At 39.3% G+C, this 1,194-nt stretch carries 1 protein-coding gene; it reads left to right on the top strand.

Going from position 1 to position 1,194, the window contains the following annotated elements:
- Nucleotides 1–280 precede the first annotated feature (280 nt).
- Nucleotides 281–997 (top strand): YebC/PmpR family DNA-binding transcriptional regulator, encoded by a 717-nt coding sequence (locus AC5FEC_RS10355; protein WP_037616164.1) that lies wholly within the window; start codon nucleotides 281–283, stop codon nucleotides 995–997.
- Nucleotides 998–1,194: the final 197 nt, after the last annotated feature.

The raw sequence follows: 1,194 nt of genomic DNA, 5'->3' as shown, positions 1-1,194 counted from the left end.
AGGTGTTTTTTTGCATGCCCTTTTATGGCTCAAAAAGTGTTAAAAATAAGACAGTAACCTCGGAATAGCTACTGTCTTATCTCATTTTTCACTTAAAGCCTTGACAGACTTGACAAATGGTAGAAAAGATCCCTTTTTGTTTGCTAAAGATTCTACCGGGATAAAAATGTACAATTAAGGATTTTTAACTATAAATTATCTTCCGTTTAGTGAAATTCAATCCGACTTATGTTATAATATGAAAGATTAAAAATGTAATTTATCAAAAGGAGAAACTCCAATGGGACGTAAATGGGCCAATATTGTGGCAAAGAAAACGGCCAAAGACGGTGCAAACTCAAAAGTTTATGCTAAGTTTGGCGTGGAAATCTATGTAGCAGCTAAAAAAGGCGATCCAGATCCCGAGTCAAATACTGCCCTGAAATTTGTTATTGACCGGGCTAAACAAGCGCAAGTACCAAAGCATGTTATTGACAAGGCTATTGATAAGGCGAAAGGAAACACTGACGAAACCTTTACTGAAGGCCGTTACGAAGGCTTTGGACCAAATGGTTCCATGTTGATTGTTGATACTCTGACTTCCAATGTCAATCGGACTGCAGCCAATGTCCGTGCTGCTTTTGGTAAAAATGGCGGCAATATGGGAGCTAGTGGTTCAGTAGCTTATCTTTTTGACAACAAGGGCGTGATTGTCTTTGCTGGTGATGATGCTGACAGCGTCTTTGAACAGCTGCTAGAAGCAGATGTAGATGTAGATGATGTTGAAGCAGAAGAAGGCAGTATCACTGTCTATACAGCGCCAACGGACCTTCACAAGGCTATCGTGGCTCTACGTGAGTCTGGCATCCAGGAGTTCCAAGTGACAGAGTTGGAAATGATTCCTCAGTCTGAAGTTGAGTTGACTGGTGACGATTTGGAAACTTTTGAAAAACTCTATAGCGTTTTAGAAGACGATGAAGATGTCCAAAAAATCTATACTAACGTAGATGGCTTCTAAGGCTAAACCAGAAGAATAGAACGGAAAAAGGTTCAGTCCGATAATATAGTTCGGCTGAGTCTTTTTATTTGGCTCTTTTCTACCATTTGTCAAGTCTGTCAAGGCTTTAAGTGAAAAATGAGATAAGACAGTAGCTATTCCGAGGTTACTGTCTTATTTTTAACACTTTTTGAGCCATAAAAGGGCATGCTAAAAAA

The organism is Streptococcus sp. STC1396 (genome assembly GCF_058933875.1).
Note: the sequence above shows the minus strand (reverse complement) of the source record. Positions and strands in the feature narration are given on the sequence as shown.

Coding starts and splice junctions, on each gene's coding strand:
- AC5FEC_RS10355 (WP_037616164.1), top strand. CDS start 281: ATGGGACGTAAATGGGCCAATATTGTGGCAAAGAAAACGGCCAAAGAC.